Annotated in this window: 17 protein-coding genes and 1 tRNA gene; 10 read left to right on the top strand and 8 right to left on the bottom strand. The window is 43.6% G+C overall.

What is annotated here, in order from left to right; genetic code table 11:
- The first annotated feature begins 56 nt into the window (after window positions 1-56).
- From DN92_RS07480 to DN92_RS07455, 6 genes are all read left to right on the top strand, one after another.
- A complete protein-coding gene (locus tag DN92_RS07480; protein ID WP_254598275.1) occupies window positions 57-293 on the top strand; it encodes a hypothetical protein in 237 nt (78 codons plus the stop codon).
- Entirely contained in the window at window positions 290-754 is a 465-nt protein-coding gene (locus DN92_RS07475; RefSeq protein ID WP_173960647.1) for a CHC2 zinc finger domain-containing protein, read from the top strand. Before DN92_RS07480 ends, DN92_RS07475 begins: the two co-directional genes overlap by 4 nt.
- Complete coding sequence (locus tag DN92_RS07470) at window positions 751-2,118, top strand: AAA family ATPase (RefSeq protein WP_173960646.1); 1,368 nt, start codon at window positions 751-753, stop codon at window positions 2,116-2,118. The genes DN92_RS07475 and DN92_RS07470 overlap by 4 nt, the downstream gene beginning before the upstream one ends.
- A complete protein-coding gene (locus tag DN92_RS07465) occupies window positions 2,115-2,432 on the top strand; it encodes a hypothetical protein (protein ID WP_173960645.1) in 318 nt (105 codons plus the stop codon). The genes DN92_RS07470 and DN92_RS07465 overlap by 4 nt, the downstream gene beginning before the upstream one ends.
- Window positions 2,429-2,929: a hypothetical protein gene (locus DN92_RS07460; RefSeq protein WP_173960644.1), complete on the top strand. Its 501-nt coding sequence runs from the start codon at window positions 2,429-2,431 to the stop codon at window positions 2,927-2,929. Before DN92_RS07465 ends, DN92_RS07460 begins: the two co-directional genes overlap by 4 nt.
- 66 nt (window positions 2,930-2,995) lie before the next feature.
- A complete protein-coding gene (locus DN92_RS07455; RefSeq protein ID WP_173960643.1) occupies window positions 2,996-3,559 on the top strand; it encodes a hypothetical protein in 564 nt (187 codons plus the stop codon).
- 11 nt (window positions 3,560-3,570) lie between these two features.
- Here the strand turns inward: DN92_RS07455 and DN92_RS07450 are convergent, their stop codons facing one another.
- The 5 genes from DN92_RS07450 to DN92_RS07430 all read right to left on the bottom strand — a co-directional run bounded on the left by DN92_RS07450 (window position 3,571) and on the right by DN92_RS07430 (window position 7,822).
- The gene (locus DN92_RS07450; RefSeq protein ID WP_173960642.1) at window positions 3,571-3,933 is read right to left on the bottom strand and encodes a hypothetical protein; all 363 of its coding nucleotides are present in this window, start codon (window positions 3,931-3,933) and stop codon (window positions 3,571-3,573) included.
- A gap of 193 nt (window positions 3,934-4,126) precedes the next feature.
- Window positions 4,127-4,768 (bottom strand): hypothetical protein, encoded by a 642-nt coding sequence (locus tag DN92_RS07445; RefSeq protein ID WP_173960641.1) that lies wholly within the window; start codon window positions 4,766-4,768, stop codon window positions 4,127-4,129.
- Between the two features lie 23 nt (window positions 4,769-4,791).
- The gene (locus tag DN92_RS07440; RefSeq protein WP_173960640.1) at window positions 4,792-7,110 is read right to left on the bottom strand and encodes a VIT and vWA domain-containing protein; all 2,319 of its coding nucleotides are present in this window, start codon (window positions 7,108-7,110) and stop codon (window positions 4,792-4,794) included.
- Window positions 7,110-7,517: a helix-turn-helix domain-containing protein gene (locus tag DN92_RS07435; protein ID WP_173960639.1), complete on the bottom strand. Its 408-nt coding sequence runs from the start codon at window positions 7,515-7,517 to the stop codon at window positions 7,110-7,112. Before DN92_RS07435 ends, DN92_RS07440 begins: the two co-directional genes overlap by 1 nt.
- 122 nt (window positions 7,518-7,639) lie before the next feature.
- Window positions 7,640-7,822, bottom strand: a complete 183-nt coding sequence (locus tag DN92_RS07430) for a helix-turn-helix domain-containing protein (protein WP_254598274.1) — start codon at window positions 7,820-7,822, stop codon at window positions 7,640-7,642.
- A 201-nt stretch (window positions 7,823-8,023) separates the two neighbouring features.
- Here DN92_RS07430 and DN92_RS07425 point away from each other — a divergent pair, with 201 nt between their 5' ends.
- Window positions 8,024-9,988: a site-specific DNA-methyltransferase gene (locus DN92_RS07425; protein ID WP_173960637.1), complete on the top strand. Its 1,965-nt coding sequence runs from the start codon at window positions 8,024-8,026 to the stop codon at window positions 9,986-9,988.
- Between the two features lie 11 nt (window positions 9,989-9,999).
- Entirely contained in the window at window positions 10,000-12,705 is a 2,706-nt protein-coding gene (locus DN92_RS07420) for a restriction endonuclease (RefSeq protein ID WP_173960636.1), read from the top strand.
- Between the two features lie 37 nt (window positions 12,706-12,742).
- Here DN92_RS07420 and DN92_RS07415 read toward each other — a convergent pair whose 3' ends face one another.
- The 3 genes from DN92_RS07415 to DN92_RS07405 all read right to left on the bottom strand — a co-directional run bounded on the left by DN92_RS07415 (window position 12,743) and on the right by DN92_RS07405 (window position 14,037).
- Window positions 12,743-13,120, bottom strand: coding sequence for a hypothetical protein (locus tag DN92_RS07415; protein WP_173960635.1), 378 nt, complete (start codon window positions 13,118-13,120; stop codon window positions 12,743-12,745).
- 113 nt (window positions 13,121-13,233) lie between these two features.
- Complete coding sequence (locus DN92_RS07410) at window positions 13,234-13,806, bottom strand: Panacea domain-containing protein (protein ID WP_173960634.1); 573 nt, start codon at window positions 13,804-13,806, stop codon at window positions 13,234-13,236.
- 154 nt (window positions 13,807-13,960) lie between these two features.
- Window positions 13,961-14,037 (bottom strand) — tRNA-Met (locus tag DN92_RS07405).
- 252 nt (window positions 14,038-14,289) lie between these two features.
- Here DN92_RS07405 and DN92_RS07400 point away from each other — a divergent pair.
- Together DN92_RS07400 and DN92_RS07395 are read left to right on the top strand one after the other, a co-directional pair.
- The gene (locus DN92_RS07400; protein WP_415836394.1) at window positions 14,290-16,134 is read left to right on the top strand and encodes a potassium transporter Kup; all 1,845 of its coding nucleotides are present in this window, start codon (window positions 14,290-14,292) and stop codon (window positions 16,132-16,134) included.
- Window positions 16,131-16,640, top strand: a complete 510-nt coding sequence (locus DN92_RS07395; protein ID WP_173960632.1) for a hypothetical protein — start codon at window positions 16,131-16,133, stop codon at window positions 16,638-16,640. Before DN92_RS07400 ends, DN92_RS07395 begins: the two co-directional genes overlap by 4 nt.
- Window positions 16,641-16,644: the final 4 nt, after the last annotated feature.

Raw genomic sequence — 16,644 nt, 5'->3', positions numbered from 1 at the left:
TAGGAAATTCCCTACCAAGAGAATTTATTTAACTCAATGAAAGGGGTTAAATAGATATGAACATACTTAAAAATCACACTGTAAATCTTCCGCCTGGATTGTCAGCAATTGCTGGTAACCGTGATTTGATCACTACACCTGAAATGGCTCAGGTATTTAATGTCGCAAGCCAAACAGTTCGAAAAAATTACTCTTTGACTGGTGAGGCCTACGGCATTAGACCCACCAAAATTGGTAATCGTCTGCTTTGGTCGGTAGCCCAAATTGCTGACAAACTCAGGGGCGCGCTATGAGCTTTGATAGATCTCGCTTGCCTGACCCTCAGAGTTATTACGAAAGTCAGGGTCTGAAGCTTTCCAAGGGTAAAAAATGGGTCACCACATCCTGTGCATTTCATGGTGGAAGCGATTCGATGCGGGTTAACTTAATTAGTGGCGCCTTCTCCTGCATGGCGGGTTGTGGTGCAAAAGGGGGTGATGTAATGAGTTACCACCGTGCAATTAAAGCCTGGGATTTTGTAACCGCCTGTAAAGATTTAGGGTGCTGGATTGAGGATGGTAAATCATCATCTAAACCACCTAGACCAGCTCCATTATCCCCAAGGGATGCGCTGACATTGATTGGATATGAGGCTATGTTAGTAGCGGGTACCGCTTCCAGCATAGGGCGCGGTTATCAGTTGACCTCAAATGATAAAAGTCGCTTGCTTGAAGCTTGTGGTCGCATTCAGCTTATTGGGGGGTTTTATTTATGAATCACCTTGAAAGTATTCAACAAATGCAGACAAAAGTGGATGAATTTACTTCAGATGAGCCATTGCCTGATTTGATATTTCCGGCCTCTATTGTGGACAGCTTGTATAACCCTCGAGATCCTGCTGAGTATGGAGTGGGTCAAGCAAATAGCAAAAAGACGGGCACCGCATCCACACAGAAAGCTAAGCCAAAGATAGAGGTAAAGCTCATGAAGGGCTCAAATGTCGAAATGCGACCTATCACTTGGTTGATAGACCAGTGGCTACCAATGGGAAAGTTAACGCTTTTAGCTGGGGCTGGGGGTACTGGGAAGACCACGTTAGCACTTGGTATTGCTGCTGCTATTACGAGCGGCGGAACCTTTCCTAGTGGCCAAAAATATTTGGGTAGATCCAACGTATTGATCTGGTCAAGTGAGGATGATCCTGAAGATATTTTGATGCCAAGATTGGCGGCTATGGGTGCGGATTTAGAGAGAATATACATTCTCAAATCCGTGCGAGAAGATGGTGATGACCGTACTTTTAATGCAGCAACAGATTTAGATGGTCTCAAGACTGCTGTTGATTCTATTGGCGGTGTCGTCTTAATCTTGCTTGACCCCATTATCGGATTGGTAAAGGGAAACTCGGATAAAGCTAACGATGTAAGAGAGGGTCTTGACCCATTAGTAGAGTTTTCACAAAACCAGCGATGCGCCATTATTGGCATCTCCCATTTTAGTAAAGGTGGACAAGGAAAGGATCCTGCTGAGCGCGTCTTAGGTTCCCAGGCATTCACTGCATTGCCTCGGATGGTATGGGGCACCATCATCGATAAAGATACTGGAGATCGAGTTTTGGTGAGGCTTAAAACAAACTTAAGCGCAAGGGATGGAGGCTTTTTATATTCGGTGGAGCAGACTCAGTACAACGGAATCGATACTTCAATTGTGATCTGGAAAGGACAGATTGAAGGCAGTTCCCATCAAATTATTAGCAATGCCGAGGCAGTTGATTTTGATGGGGAAAACGGTTCTGAGTTGGGGGATTGTGCCCAGTGGCTCAAATCATATTTAGAGGATGTGGGTGGTAGCCAAGAGAAAAAGGTTATCGCTGATCTTGCTAGGGCGAACGGATATGGAAACTCATCTCTATATAGGGCAAAAGATGCGCTGAAATTAGTAGCAAAAGTAGAAGGCTTTGCTAGCTCAAGGCGCAGTATTTGGATGTTACCTATCAATAGTAAAAACTCCATTATTCCCAATAATTCCCATAATTCCCGTGCTTTGAACCACTGGGATTCTGGGAATTATGGCCAGGGAGATGGGAATTTAACTTTCAAGGGTGACGCAGATCATTTTGATTGGGGTATCGCTTTATGAGTTCCTTTAATGCTGGTTCAGGTGATCAAATCAGGCTTGATGATCGCCCGCTAAGTCAGGATTTAGATGGTCAAGCATTAGACCCCACCCCCTTAAATGCAATCACCAAAATCAGACTCAATGATGCCGAAACAATCCGGATGGAGATGGCAAGGCTCTACAGAGACATGAGGCTGGGGCGCATTGATACGCAAGATGGAACACGCTTAGCTTATGTCTTGGATATGGTGCGCAAAGCTCATGAGACATGCGAGCTGCAGCGTCGGGTAGAGGTAATCGATCAGGTGAACAAAATTAGGAAACTCAAAAAATGAATCAAAGACCACTAAATACCGCTTATGAGCACATGACTAACAATCAGCTGGCTGCCGCAGCTTATGCCTATGTTGGCAATGAATTGGAGTCCCTACGGATTCAGGCAGCAGTTCCCCGCAAGACCTATTCCATGCTGGATGCTCGGTTTGTGGGTGCCTTGGAACGTATTCATTTTGCAAGCCATGCCTGGGCTGGTGACTATTGGCGACTTGAATCTTTTTATGCGGCTGATATTTTGAAGATGGCGTATGCTTATATCAAGAATGAGATGAATAATCCAGATCAGCATATAGAGGCATTGGCGAGTGGAAAGCGGCTGATTGCCGCCCATCTCGAGGCGCTAAAGGAGGTATGCCAGGCGCATGGAATTGACTACAAGACGGTATTAAAGAGAAATCACATCACCGAAAATGTAGATCTAGTAGTGGGGGTTGACCTTGGGCATAAGGTTGCTGTGATTACTGCACTTGAGTCAATATTATCTAATGACGAGTAGATATATATAGGGCTCACTAAGGCACATGATTAACTGTTTGAATAAATAGATTAAATGAGTCACCATATGAATGTAGCCAAAAGAATTGCAGTCGCCATGGCATTGATTATTGGGTTAGGAGGTTTTACGGCCCATGCAACCATGGCTGCAGAGCCAGTAAAAGGCGCTAGCGCCAATATAAAACCTCTTGATATTATTTTGTTATGCAAAGTTTCTGGAACTGCGACGCAAACCATAACTGGCAAAGAAAGGGTTGTAACTAAAATATCCGGTCAAGACAGTTATCTGTTTGCCAACGAATCATATGGGTGGGGAGTCTCTATTAACGGAGAGGCCCCAATACGGTATACAGATACTTCTGGTGATAAAGATTTTCGTAGAGTTAGTTCAGTTCAAGTAAGCGAACAGCTGCTTGAGATTTCCGATAATGTTTGGACTAGAGATAGTTATATAAATAAGGACGGGGTGGAACAGGGCGCACTTGACTTGAAGCAAATGATCAGAATCAATCGTATTTCTGGGGCATTGGAGTCAAGCCAATCGATTGGTTATAGATATAAGAGCGGAGCAGTTTCTGTAACCGTCCGCGAGCTTACCGGCATTTGCTCTCCTGTTTCCCGTAAGTTTTAATACGGCCGTAGTCATTTAAAAATTAAGTTAATCCGCTTGATATTGATTTCATGTTGATACACCTCGAATTGCCCGTATTCATCCGTCTCTGAAAACTTAGGATCAGACAAATCAAAAAAACTATCGCTGCATAGAAGTTCAATAGAAACGCTGACAAAACTGGTGTTGCGGACATCGCTCAGAATTCTGCTTAGGGTTAATGGATCATCTATTGCCCAGATGATGCTACTCTCAAATTGCTTGCCAGCATGATCAAAGCGAAATATTCTGGCATTCTCATCCTCTATTTCCAATGGAGGATTTGAAGATCCATAAATACGGAGATTGGTGAGGTGGTTTGTAAATAACTCATGAATAATGGGTCGGCGTTTCAATAGGTAATAGTCGCGCACCGTGGGTTTAAATAGTAGCCCCTCAATTGATAGTGCGCTAGTGATTTCGGGCCAGCACTCACCTTCAATGTCTGTGGCATCAGACCTGTAAGAGGTGCATACGCCACTCTTAAGGCTTCTCCAAAATGAAAGCCATACAGTATGTTTCCTTTCTTGATTCAAAATGTTGGATCTACTAGAAGCAATAACTCGTGCCACCGTAGTAATTGCAGATGCGGGGTGGTGGGGTGATCGACTGGCCAAATGAGTTAGTAAAAGCCCTACCAATGCCATTGAGCATGGTCGCTATGGCGGCAGTATTTGCTGGGTTAGTGTATTCCTGCTGCATAGGCATTTCGCCAGTGTATTGACCTCTTTGTGGGCGGTCATTCTCTAGCGCCGCCTGAAACTGCGCTTTCGCGGACTCAATTGTTCTGGCAGATATGGCGGATTTGTAATCGGCAAGGCTAGCTTGACCAAGAGAATCAAATTCTTTTTGTGTGATGAGTTTTTTCTCTAACCGTTCACTGTGGAGTAATAACGACTGGTAAAACGATTGGATTAGCTTATCGTTTGGAAAGTATGATTTCGACAAAGAAAAAATTTCCTTCGCACCCTCAGATTGGCTCTTTTCCCCTGCCTCTACTTTGTCTGCAATTATTTCAACTTCTTTAAAAAATACAGCCTGATTGTTTTGAGCAGTAACTGGCATAGATAAGAGTGCTGTAAATGCTAAAAAAATGCTTATGATTATTTTCATTGTTGAACCCTTTGGATTTCTGATAACTGATAAAAAGCTGGAGTCGAGATAAGTCCCAATATCAGGAAAAATAGCCATTCATTGAATTTCATGATGGTTCTTTATTCTGCCAATTTGCGTAACCAGTTGATGGGGCTCCATGCACTTTTAGCTTTTATCGGTAAAGTAGTCTCAAATAAAGTGCCTAGGCAAAGATTAACAATAGTGAGTGAAGTCTTAAGCTGGCCCATAGGTAATTCATTTGCCATGGCTTCAATTGCCAGCCTCGTTTTTGGCTTCCATTTCCCTTTGGTGCGCGAGTCTATCAGCAGCCAAGACAGAATGACGGTCCAAGCATCTTTATCAGATAACAGTGGTGAAAGTTGATTTAATAAGGATGTTAGATTTGCGTCTCTCAATTGCGCATCGATTAACCTTATGAATTTCTCAATATCCGCGGGATTTTGAATCCACTTATTAGCAATGCTGATGATTTCATCAAGCGTGAGTGGTCTTTGAGTCTTTTGATGGCCCACTTTTATTGGTGGCGCAAAGTCATTCAATAGGTCGCATGCCTCTCCAGCATCTTTGAGGCTAATCTTTGAGCTAGTTGCGCTTCTAAAGACTCTCGGTGAACTCTGTAATGCATTGGTTGTTGATTGCCTGCCTCTAGAAAATAACACTGCAGGTCTATCAATTCCCTTGCTAGCCCCAGTGCCACCCCAGCCTGCAGCTAGCATCTGAGTGACTCTTTGTAGTTCTGGTAATTCGCTTACTTTTTCATCTTCTGGGCGAATGTGTGTAAGCAGGTAATTTGTATTTCGGGTGACGAGTTGGTAACTGAGGGCTAAGGCCGTTTGATTCTCTTCGGACATCGCTCTAAGCCTTTGTGCTGCCCCCAATCGAGAAATGATGTTTGAGTCTGACTGGACTAGAGTGCTTGCTTGCACCGAATATCTTTTAGGATTACTTCCAAGCTGAAAGGATAGGGTAGCGGGGTTCTGGGGCGGAGTTTTAAAACCTGCAAATATATGACTAGTGTTGAGATTAAAAATAGCTGTACTGATGCCGCTGACCCACTCAGGCTTTTCTTCATGACCCCAATCGATTTGAATATCGCGCGCTCTAGGTTGGCGCAGTCGATGAAACATGCGGGTAATTGCCGTTTGAATATCACCATTTGGCGGTACTAGTTCACAAGCGCCTCCAGTAGCTTCAGCTAGTTCTTGCAGGAGTGTTTCGGCAGGGGCATTGCCAACGCCAATGGCGAAGATACGTTGCCCAGATTGCTTAGCAGCTTTAATGATGTTGTCGGTATCCCAAACTTCACCGTCGGTAATAAGCAGAATATCTGCCTGAGCATCATTCTCTTTGAGTCTAAAGGTGGAAAGCAGGGCATACTCAATCTGTGTGCCGCCCATATTAGCCTGCGTATTACTAACAAAAATTGATGCTGCAGCAACATTAAATGGGGTGGCTGATTGAAGTCCCTCAAAGGCATGCTCCACCGTATCCCCAAACTGGGAGTAGCTAAGCTGGTCATCGGGATTAAGGCTTATTAAAACCTGATGCAATGCTTCCTTGGCTGATTCAATGCTATCGCCATTCATCGACCCTGAGCAATCGACCAATATCTTGAGGGCAACTGGTTGCGCAAACTTATCGTTATCGATATTGGGATTAAAGTTAGCTAATACAGTGCAAGCTTCCGAGCCCATATGTTTATCGGGTGCAATCATGTAAAAAGATTGGTTTTTGAGTCCGCTCAAATTCAGAATAAAGTCGCGATCTAAAAATCCATCACGAGTAAGCTCTACAATTGTTCCGGAGGTGTTTTGCGTTACGTCAATGTGATGGCTGGGCGACTCAATCGTGCATTTTTCTGTACCGCCACTAAGCAGCAATGAAAGAGTGAGAGGGTACTGCACCAACATATCTGCTTGGGTGCTTTGATGCTCTTGAATCCCGCCAAAGTGCTCTTTTCCGTACCGTGGCGCAATGGTAGTGGGTAGGCAAATTCTGGCACACCCTTCTTCAACTTGCAGTAATTGCGCATAGCGATACTCAATAGTTGCCGCTTCACCGGGTTTTAGATTACCCAGACTGGCGGTATAGATGCCTTCGGAGTTTTTCTCGAGCATGATGGGGGTGTCACCATCAGCAATCGCTTTTTCATAGCCCGTAATTGCCGCCTGTTTTTCGATGACTAAGCCGCGAAGTCTCTTGCCTGCAATTTCTACATGGAGATCCATAAAACTAGCGCCCCAGCCCATTGGAAAGGTATAGGAGGCCTCAAGGTTATCTTGCGTGCAATTCTGATACTCCTGGCGAATAGTCATCTCCAGCACGAGACCTTGGACTATTCCTGTGGCTTTAACTGATTGCAGCGCCATTAATTGATTGCGCTCAAAAAGCAGTGAGGTTGTATTTTGAAAGGTCATCACTTGCTATCCTTTGCTATCTTTTCGTAGGCCTGCACCACATTTTGTAAAAACTCACGCAATTGCTCGGGGCTTAAATTTGCCGATTCTGGGAAGACCTGGAGCTCAACACCATCTGCAATCCAAAGATGGGTTTTTACTTCAATGTGACCCGGTCTTTTGATGCGAACGGGTAGGGACAAAGTCTCGCCGGATAAAACCCCACGTATCCGCTCTAGCGATATACCTGAATCAGATAATTGCTTGATGCGCAGAGCTTTTTCAAGGTGAAGACTGGTGTAGTGAGCTGCCCTTGTTTGCCCTATAGGCTTATCAATTAAGCCAATTTGGGTGTAGTAGCGCAGAGTGCGTGAACTTAAGCCCGATAAGGCGCAAAGTTCATCAAAGGTGAGTTTTTGAGTTTCCATACAGTTATATTAACACTAATAATGTAAATATAACTGTAAATATATAGAATGGGCTCCTAGGGCATGAAAAAGCCCAATTGATGGGTTTTACGCCAGATTTTCGCTAAGAGCCCATGAAAATATCAACGCAGAGATGCTTGTTCAATTCTAAGTTTGACAAGATCCAGAAGCTCAAAGAAGGATAGGCCAAGGGCCTTTGCGATCACTTCTATGGCGTTTATGGTTGGATTGGCGCCCCCATTCTCTATGCGGCTTAAGTAGGTTTGATAAAACCCACATTTTTCACCAAACACAATTTGACTCATGCCAGCCTCTTTTCGCAAATCGCGAATAGTACTTCCTAGGTGGTGAACGAGCGCTTGGGTCATGCCCAAATATTCACGGATATACTCTAATTCACATAAACACTAATTCATATATTTTGTGTTTTTGTAGGAACTAGAGGGTTAATAAATCTGACGCATATAGCGCAGCGATAACCCTGCAATCATCAAAAAGGAAGCTCAATGGGTCTATCTAGTCAATTAAAGCAATTAGTCGATAAAGACGAGGTCATGGACCACCAGGCTGACTTTGCTGAAAGCCTGGATGTAGTTCAAGACCGCATTAATCAATTGAAGGCGATATTTCCCGATGTTTTTAGTGATGGGAAAGTCAATTTTGAACGATTAAAGGCCGCCCTAGGAGATGAGCTGACTCAAACCAACGAGTGTTATGAGTTATCTTGGGCTGGAAAGGGTGATGCGCGAAGAGAGGTTCAAAAAAGAACAACGGCTACATTGCGCCCTGATACTGAAAATAGCGTCAATTGGGATGCCACGCAAAATCTCTACATAGAAGGTGAAAATCTGGAAGTGCTTCGCACATTGCAAAAGGCTTACTTTGGCAAAGTCAAGATGATCTACATAGATCCTCCTTACAACACTGGAAATGATAGCTTCGTCTACCCTGATGATTACAGCGAAACCTTGAAAGAGTATCAAGCCCGTACAGGTGAGACGGATGAAGCTGGATTTTTAAACAAGCAAAATCTTTGGAAAAAAAATTCAAAGGAAAATGGTCAGTTTCATAGCGCCTGGCTTTCAATGATGTATCCACGGCTTTTTCTTGCTCGAAACTTATTGCGTGAAGATGGAGTTATCTTTGTAAGTATTGATGATAACGAAGCGGCAGATTTGAAATTGCTGATGGATGAAATTTTTGGAGAAGAGAATTTTGTAAGTCAGTTTTGCTGGCAAAAAATTCACAGCACAAAAAATGATGCAAAGTATGTATCAACGAATCACGAATACATATTTATGTATTCAAAATCCATTACTTGTTTGGAAGTTAAATTGCTTCCGCGTACTGCGGCCATGAATGAGCGTTATCAAAATTTAGATAACGACCCGAGAGGTCCGTGGGCTTCAAGCGATTTGGTGGCTAATGAAGAAAGGCGCGAAGGATATTATGAGGTAATAAATCCAGCGACAGGAGCGGCCTTCAATGTTCCCAGCGGAAAACATTGGGCTTACTCCCAAGCAAATATGAGCCAACTTATTAATGAAAGCAGAGTTTGGTTTGGCAGGAGCGGCGATGCCTTCCCGCGTTTAAAACGCTTTTTATCTGATGTTCAGCAAGGCAAAAAAGTTGATTCGCTTTGGGTGAGCGATGAAGTTGGTCATAATCAAGAGGCTAAACGTGAAATTAGAGAATTATTGGATGCCCCGATTTTTGATACCCCAAAACCCGTCAAGTTAATTAAACAAATGCTCAGAATTTCTTCTGACAAGGACGATTTGATTCTAGATTTTTTTGCGGGAAGTTCATCAACAGCACATTCTGTGATTGAGCTTAACGAAGAAGACGGCGGAAGTCGTCAATTTATTTGCGTTCAAATGCCTGAAATTTTAGAGGAGTCTAGTGAGGCTTATAGGGCTGGCTACAGAACTATTCCTGACATTGGCCGTACCCGCATTAAAAAGGTAATTGAGAAAGTTGAAGGGAAACGTTTAGCGGACTCTAGGCAGGCAAGCCTTCCGGGTGCTGAAGATGGTCCTAAACAGGCTCTCGGTTTTAATGCTCTCAAGCTAACGCCATCTAATTTCAAGGAGTGGCGCACAGATATAAATAGTGAGGAAGACTTGCTTGCTCAGCTTGAATATCATATTGACAGCACTAAGCCTGATAGCGAGGTGAGATGTATGGTTTATGAATTGTTGTTAAAAATGGCGCTCCCAATTACCACACCCGTCAAATGCTATGAAATCAAGAGTCGCGCCAAGTCTAATCATATTTATATAGCCACACCTGAAAACGCAAAGTCAATTGCAATATTTTTTGATGATATTTCCGAAGAAATTACTGAATACATCCTAAGGGAGGCCCCCGCTAAAGTCATCTGTCTCAGTAAATCATTTGCAGATAGTCAGGCCCTCACTAACTTTGATTTTCAAATGCAGGGCGCTAATATAGCGCTCGACATTTTATAGTTGATCAAAAAATGGAATTCATATTTGACCACTTCGCTCCTCATCAATTAAGTGCTATTCGTGCTGTCACTGATGTGTTTAAGGGGCAGCCTAATGCTGGCGGGTTTTTTGATAACTCGCAATCTGATATTGGCTCTGTAGAGTTTGGTGAGCGGGGTATTGGAAATCGCTTGGTACTAAGCCCAGAAGCCCTATTAAAAAATATTTCCGAAATTCAGAAATCCAATGGACTGGCTGAATCGGTTAATTTAGTTCCCAGGGTTGACATAAGCGAGGAGCTCAGTGCCAAGGGGGTTGATTTAAATATTTCGGTTGAGATGGAGACGGGTACTGGGAAAACGTATAGCTACATAAGAACCATTTACGAGCTTTATAAAACCTATGGTTTTTGTAAATTCGTCATTGTTGTTCCTTCGGTGGCCATTCGTGAGGGTACTTTAAAGAATTTAGAAATTACCGCCAAGGAGATGAGAGCCTTATATGGCGTTCCTGCAAACTACACCGTTTGGGATAGCGCAAATCGTAATGCATTGCGTAATTTTTCTGCGTCTAATTCACTTCAAATCTTAATTATTAATATTGATAGTTTCGCTAGCGATAGCAACATTATCAATACTGTTACAGAGCAAGGTGTTAAGCCAATCGAGTTTTTGCAAGCCACCAATCCTATTGTGATAGTTGATGAGCCGCAAAACATGGAGACACCAATTCGTAGGAGGGCGATTGATAATCTTAATCCCCTCTGCACTCTTAGGTATAGCGCTACCCATAAGAATCCTTACAACCTTATTTCGAGATTAACCCCGGTTGACGCCTATAACGCAGGTTTAGTAAAGCAGATTCAGGTTGATGGTATTACGGCAGAGCAAAACTACAATGCTGCTTTTGTTGCGCTTAAAGAAATTCAGTGTGGTAAAGCGAGGCTCAAGGCAAAAGTTACTATTTTCGTAAATGGCGAGGCTGGTAGCGTCAATCAAAAGGATGTAGTTTTGAGTTTGGGGGATGATCTATTTATTAAATCTAATCGCCGTGAGATTTATCGAGATGGCTTTATCTTAGAAAGCATTGAGGCTGATAAGGGGCTGATTGAATTTTCAGGTGGCCTTATCCTTCGGGTGGGTGATTCTCAGGGCGGATTTACGGATGAATTGCAGCAATTCCAAATTGAGCGTACTGTGCGCTGGCATTTCGAGCGCGCCAAAAAATTACATCCCTTAGGTATCAAAGTTCTTTCACTATTTTTTATTGATAAAGTCGCAAACTATCGCAGCCCTGAAGGTAAGGCTAAGTTTGAGGGGTATTTTGAAGAGGCATTTACCAAATACAGTAAAAAATCTGAATATGAGGGACTCATTCCATACGGCGCTGATGAAGTTCACCGTGGATACTTTTCGCAAGATAAAAAAGGAGTCTTAAAGGATACCAAAGGCGTTACCAAGGATGATGAGGATACCTATAGCCTCATTATGAAAAATAAAGAGGCGTTACTCAACCTGGAAAACCCGGTTCAATTCATCTTTTCTCATAGTGCGCTACGTGAGGGCTGGGACAACCCTAATGTGTTTCAAATTTGTACTCTTAACGAGAGTGTTAGCGAAGTTAAGAAGCGCCAAGAAGTGGGGCGCGGTCTGCGTCTGCCGGTCAATAGTGACGGGCAGAGGATTGTCGATAAGGACATCAATTTATTAACCGTAATTGCAAATGAGAGTTATGAGGCCTTTACTCGCGCCCTTCAAACGGAGATAGAGGAGGATACGGGCATCCCTTTCACCGGGAAGATTGCTGACGCTAATCGAGCAAAGGTTCAGGTACGGTATACAAAGGCCGCTTTGACCCGAGAAAATTATCCCTTGTTATTTGACTTATGGGATAGGGTTAGTTTTCATACTCGGTATGCAGTTTCGTATGAGGAGGCGACTTTGGTTAGTAAAGCCATTGATTTCCTTAAAGATAAGAATCATTACCCGACCGTTACTCGCTTAACACTGCAATCGAATACTGCCAAAATCCAGATGAGTGGTGAGGGTTTATTGGCTCAGAGCACTAGTAATGCCCTAAGAGAAACTCAAGGTAGAGCAAATGCAATTCCTGATGTTTTTGGTTTTATTCAAAGTCGCATTAAGCTCTCTCGCTCTTCAATAGCGGGGTTGTTTAAAGGGTGTGGGCGTATTGACGAACTCATGATTAATCCACAACGTTTTTTAGAGTATGTTGTTGCGGTTTTTGAGCGCGCTAAAAATGAAATCTTGTATGAGGGCGGCGTTAAATATGAAAAGGGCCCTGCATGGGACGCTAGCTATACCCAAAAGCTTTTCACCGATGAACTAGGTGAGGTGCTTCAAGATCAGGTATTGGAAGTCAGGCCAGATTTTGCGGATAAGACGGCATTTAATTACTATCGAACAGATAGCGCTATTGAGGATAATTTTGCTCGCGATTGCGAGGTTAACGAGGCAGTTAAATTCTTCTTTAAAATTCCTAAGGGCTTTAAGATACCCACTCCAATAGGAAACTACACGCCGGACTGGGCTGTAGTCTTGGAGCATGACAGTAAACTCTACTTTGTTTCTGAAACCAAGGGCACCTTAGATCCCGGGAAATTGCGTGATGAAGAGAGATTCAAGATTCGGATGGGGAGTCAATTTTTCAGTGCCTTACAAACTGATATTGGTTATAAATTAGCGGTTAAGGCAAGCGATTTAATTAAGTCGGCTTGAGCTTTTAAAATCTGGAGTTCTATCACGAAGGAAATCATCACCTCTCTAAATCTGCACTCGATAATGCTGAGCAACAATTGTTAATAATTACTGGGGATTCAGTTATTGAGAATTTTAGTGCGGTAAGAACTTCATCCCTCAGTTCGGAATGGAGTTTCCCTAAAATCCAATTTTTATTCTGAATAAGTTGCGCCTCTATCTCGACGGTTGGGTATCGCCTTACTCGACTGCAGTCGATATGAGAGTCCCAATCCATAAATTCATGACGACTTCTATCAAGCTTGACCTGACAGGTTAGTAATGCAGGGGTTTTGAGTGCGAGTTGCGGAATATTGGAGTTAATTACGCATGTCAAAGTTTCATCATCGACCGCAAGAACCAGAAATCTTTTTTCTTGTTCTTGGTCATCATCCATCACAAATCTAAATTTTAGGATTGCTCCTGGCTGTATGTGCCGTCGGATTGATGCTAAGACTAAGTCTTTGGGGAATGAGTCACCCAGAATCATTTAGCTGACTAAATTTTCTGCTAGTTTTGAAGTAATTCTAAGATTTCTTCTCTATTGCTTAGGGTTTTGGCAATTGAGGTTACCGACATATGTCCGGCATCAACACCATCATTGGCCGCAGCTTCAGATGCAGTCATCCAAGCAGCATCATGGCTGATGGCCGTTCTTTCAGGGAAGGACATGGAGCCAAACTCAGAAATTGCTTCATCAAGACATTCCATGTCCGCCTTAGATAGCAGTTCAGTATTTGGCTTTCTAAGCGCTTTTACTTTGTGATTGTCTTTGCTGATTTCAAGATTGCCATTAACAGCCTCAATGAAGGCAGGGTGAATCCAGTCATTCTTCTCGCCCCTAGCAGCTCTGATGATGTTGTAGGTGTTGGAGGCAACGGGCCCAAATTGCATTGCAAAGTATTTATCGCCACTTGCTAAAAAGCCGTAGCGTGATAGGTGCGCTTTGTCTGCGAAGTAGCGCAATTTCAAAAGCGTATGAATATCTGGGTCTTGTAGCTTGCTTGCCAAATATAGAAGCGACTCAAGCGCTTTGGAGGGGGAGAAGGTAATCTCTTGCATTTTCAAATTTGAAATCCTCATACTCTCATTATCGAGCCCTTTAATGTGGCAGGTAAAGCTGTATTCAGTATATGTTGGACAAATCTAACGCCAATATTTTCTTACATGGCGGTTACATGGCCCTAAAGATCAAAAAAGGCTTTCAAGTCGATTGACCTGAAAGCCTTATGAATACTGGTTGCGGGGGCAGGATTTGAACCTACGACCTTCGGGTTATGAGCCCGACGAGCTGCCAGACTGCTCCACCCCGCGTCTGAGTCTTAGATTCTATCATTTTTTTGCCCTCTCTGTCGAGCCATTCCTGCAAATAACATCTGAAAAAGCGGTTTTTTCATGGAAATAAGACTGCAGAGTCAGCCTGCATAAGGAGTAACATATTGCCGTGCAACATCACTTTAAGGTTTTAAGATGTCCATCAGCAATCCAGAGTTTTCCAGCTCCACACTTTTGAACCCCGTTGAGGTTCATGGTTCAGGCGGCGAGCATAAAAAAAGCCTCGGCGTAATGATGCTTGCAGCAATTGGGGTGGTCTTTGGGGATATCGGTACCAGCCCACTCTATGCATTGAAAGAATGCTTCGATCCTCAGCACGGTATTGCATACACACCTGAGGCACTCTTTGGCGTGATCTCCATGATGATCTGGGCTCTCATTTTGGTGGTGACCGTAAAGTACGTTTTATTCGTGATGCGAGCGGACAACAAGGGTGAGGGCGGCGTCCTCTCATTAATGGCTCTGGCTCTACGCTCTTTCGATAACAAATCAAAGAGCTATTACTTCCTCATGATTATTGGCATGTTGGGGGCATGCATGCTGCTGGGTGAGTCTGTCATTACCCCGGCAATTTCTGTTTTATCTGCCGTTGAAGGTATTGAGATTGCGGCGCCTGGGCTAAGTAAATTTGTTATTCCAATTTCATTAGTGATTTTGGTTGGCTTATTTTTGATCCAAAAGTACGGTACCGCTGCCGTTGGTAAGCTGTTTGGCCCAATCACTTTAGCGTGGTTTTTGACTCTTGCTGCCTTAGGCATTATTAATATTGGCAATGCACCAGAGATTGTTGCTGCATTCAATCCTTGGTATGCCATGAATTTCATCATTGAGCACCCAACTACTGCCTATATCGTGATGGGTGCCGTGGTCTTGGTCGTCACTGGTGTTGAGGCTTTGTATTTAGACATGGGTCACTTCGGCCGCAATCCAATTCGTTATGCTTGGTTGCTGATTGTGTTGCCTAGCTTACTAATAAATTATCTGGGTCAAGGCGCTTTACTCCTGTCTAACCCAGAGGCTATTAAAAATCCTTTCTATTTGATGGTGCCTGATTGGGCTTTATGGCCAACGGTAGGTTTGGCAACGGCAGCTACTGTGATTGCCTCGCAGGCAGTCATCTCAGGAGCGTATTCCTTGGTAAGTCAGGCGATCTTGCTCGGTTTTATGCCGCGCATGAATATTCAACACACATCCGATTCTGAGCAGGGCCAGATTTATATTCCGATGGTGAATTGGGCTTTGTTATTTATGGTGGTAGTTACCATTATTGAGTTTAGAGAGTCGGTCAATTTAGCTGCTGCCTACGGCATCTCAGTTACTTCAACGATGTTAATTACGACTATCTTATTGGCTGTAGTGATGTTCCGAGAGTGGAAGATGAACATCATATTAGTCAGTCTGATTACAGTCTTATTCTTTGTTGTTGATATCGCTTTCTGGACCGCAAATTTAATTAAAATTAAAGATGGTGGTTGGTATCCTTTGGCGTTAGGCTTACTGTGCTTTACCTGCCTAATTACTTGGTATAGAGGTCGTCAGATTTTGCGTCAGCGTGCTATGGAAGAGGGCATCCAATTGGGAAGCTTTATTGAATCCCTGCTCAAGCATCCGCCACATCGCGTCGAGGGTACTGCAGTATTCCTTACGGCACACGTTGATTATTTGCCAGTTTCTTTCTTGCACAATCTCAAGCACAACCATGTGTTGCACGAGAGAGTATTTTTTTTGAAGGTCAGCATTTGGGATGTGCCTTATGTAAATGACGCTGAGCGCATCACCATGAAAGACCTTGGTGGCAATATTCATGTAGTGCGCGCAATCTATGGCTTTAAAGAAACTCCAGATATGGGCTCTATTATTGAGTTGATCGAGAAGTCATCCGGACTTCGATTTAACTTGATGGATACCTCATTCTTTTTATCGCGTGACACGATCGTTGCCACAGAACTTCCCGGTATGGCTTTGTGGCGCGAGCGCTTATTCTGCTGGATGTATCAAAATGCTGGCCGTCAATCTGACTTCTTCAAGATTCCGGCTAACCGTTTGGTTGAGCTCGGTGCAAAGGTAGAGATTTGAACAAGTCTTGCACCTTTAAATCTTTGCTTGTGTCGGGGGCTTTCCTATTGGTGAGCACCTTTGGTGGCTTGGTTCTCGCCACTCCTGCCGAGGAGGCTCAGTTAGAGCAATTGGATCAGATTGAGCGTGATCTTGATTTGCAACGCGACTGGGCTAAATATCGCTGGGAAAAAGCCAGCTCAGAGTGTTATCAAAAGTATTGGGTCAACGATTGTCTAAAAGACTCTCGTGCAAAGTACCGTAAAGAGATTGATCCCATTCGCGTGCAAGAAGTAGAGTTGCATGAAGTGCAGCGTAAGTTGCGCGCTAGCATTAAAGATCAGCGTGATGCTACCAAGATCGCTGAGCGTGCTTCAGCTGAAAAAGCGGCTGAGCGCGCCGCCAATCAAAAAGAATTTGAAGAAAAGCAAAAAGCTGCAGCTGCTCGTGCAGCAGACCTAGAGCAACGTCGTAAAGATGCACCTAAGCGTGCTCAAGAAAACAAAGCGGGCACTCAGCTCGATTAATCCC

The sequence above is a fragment of the Polynucleobacter arcticus genome (assembly GCF_013307205.1).
GTDB lineage: Bacteria > Pseudomonadota > Gammaproteobacteria > Burkholderiales > Burkholderiaceae > Polynucleobacter > Polynucleobacter arcticus.
This window is presented reverse-complemented; position numbering and strand designations above follow the sequence as displayed.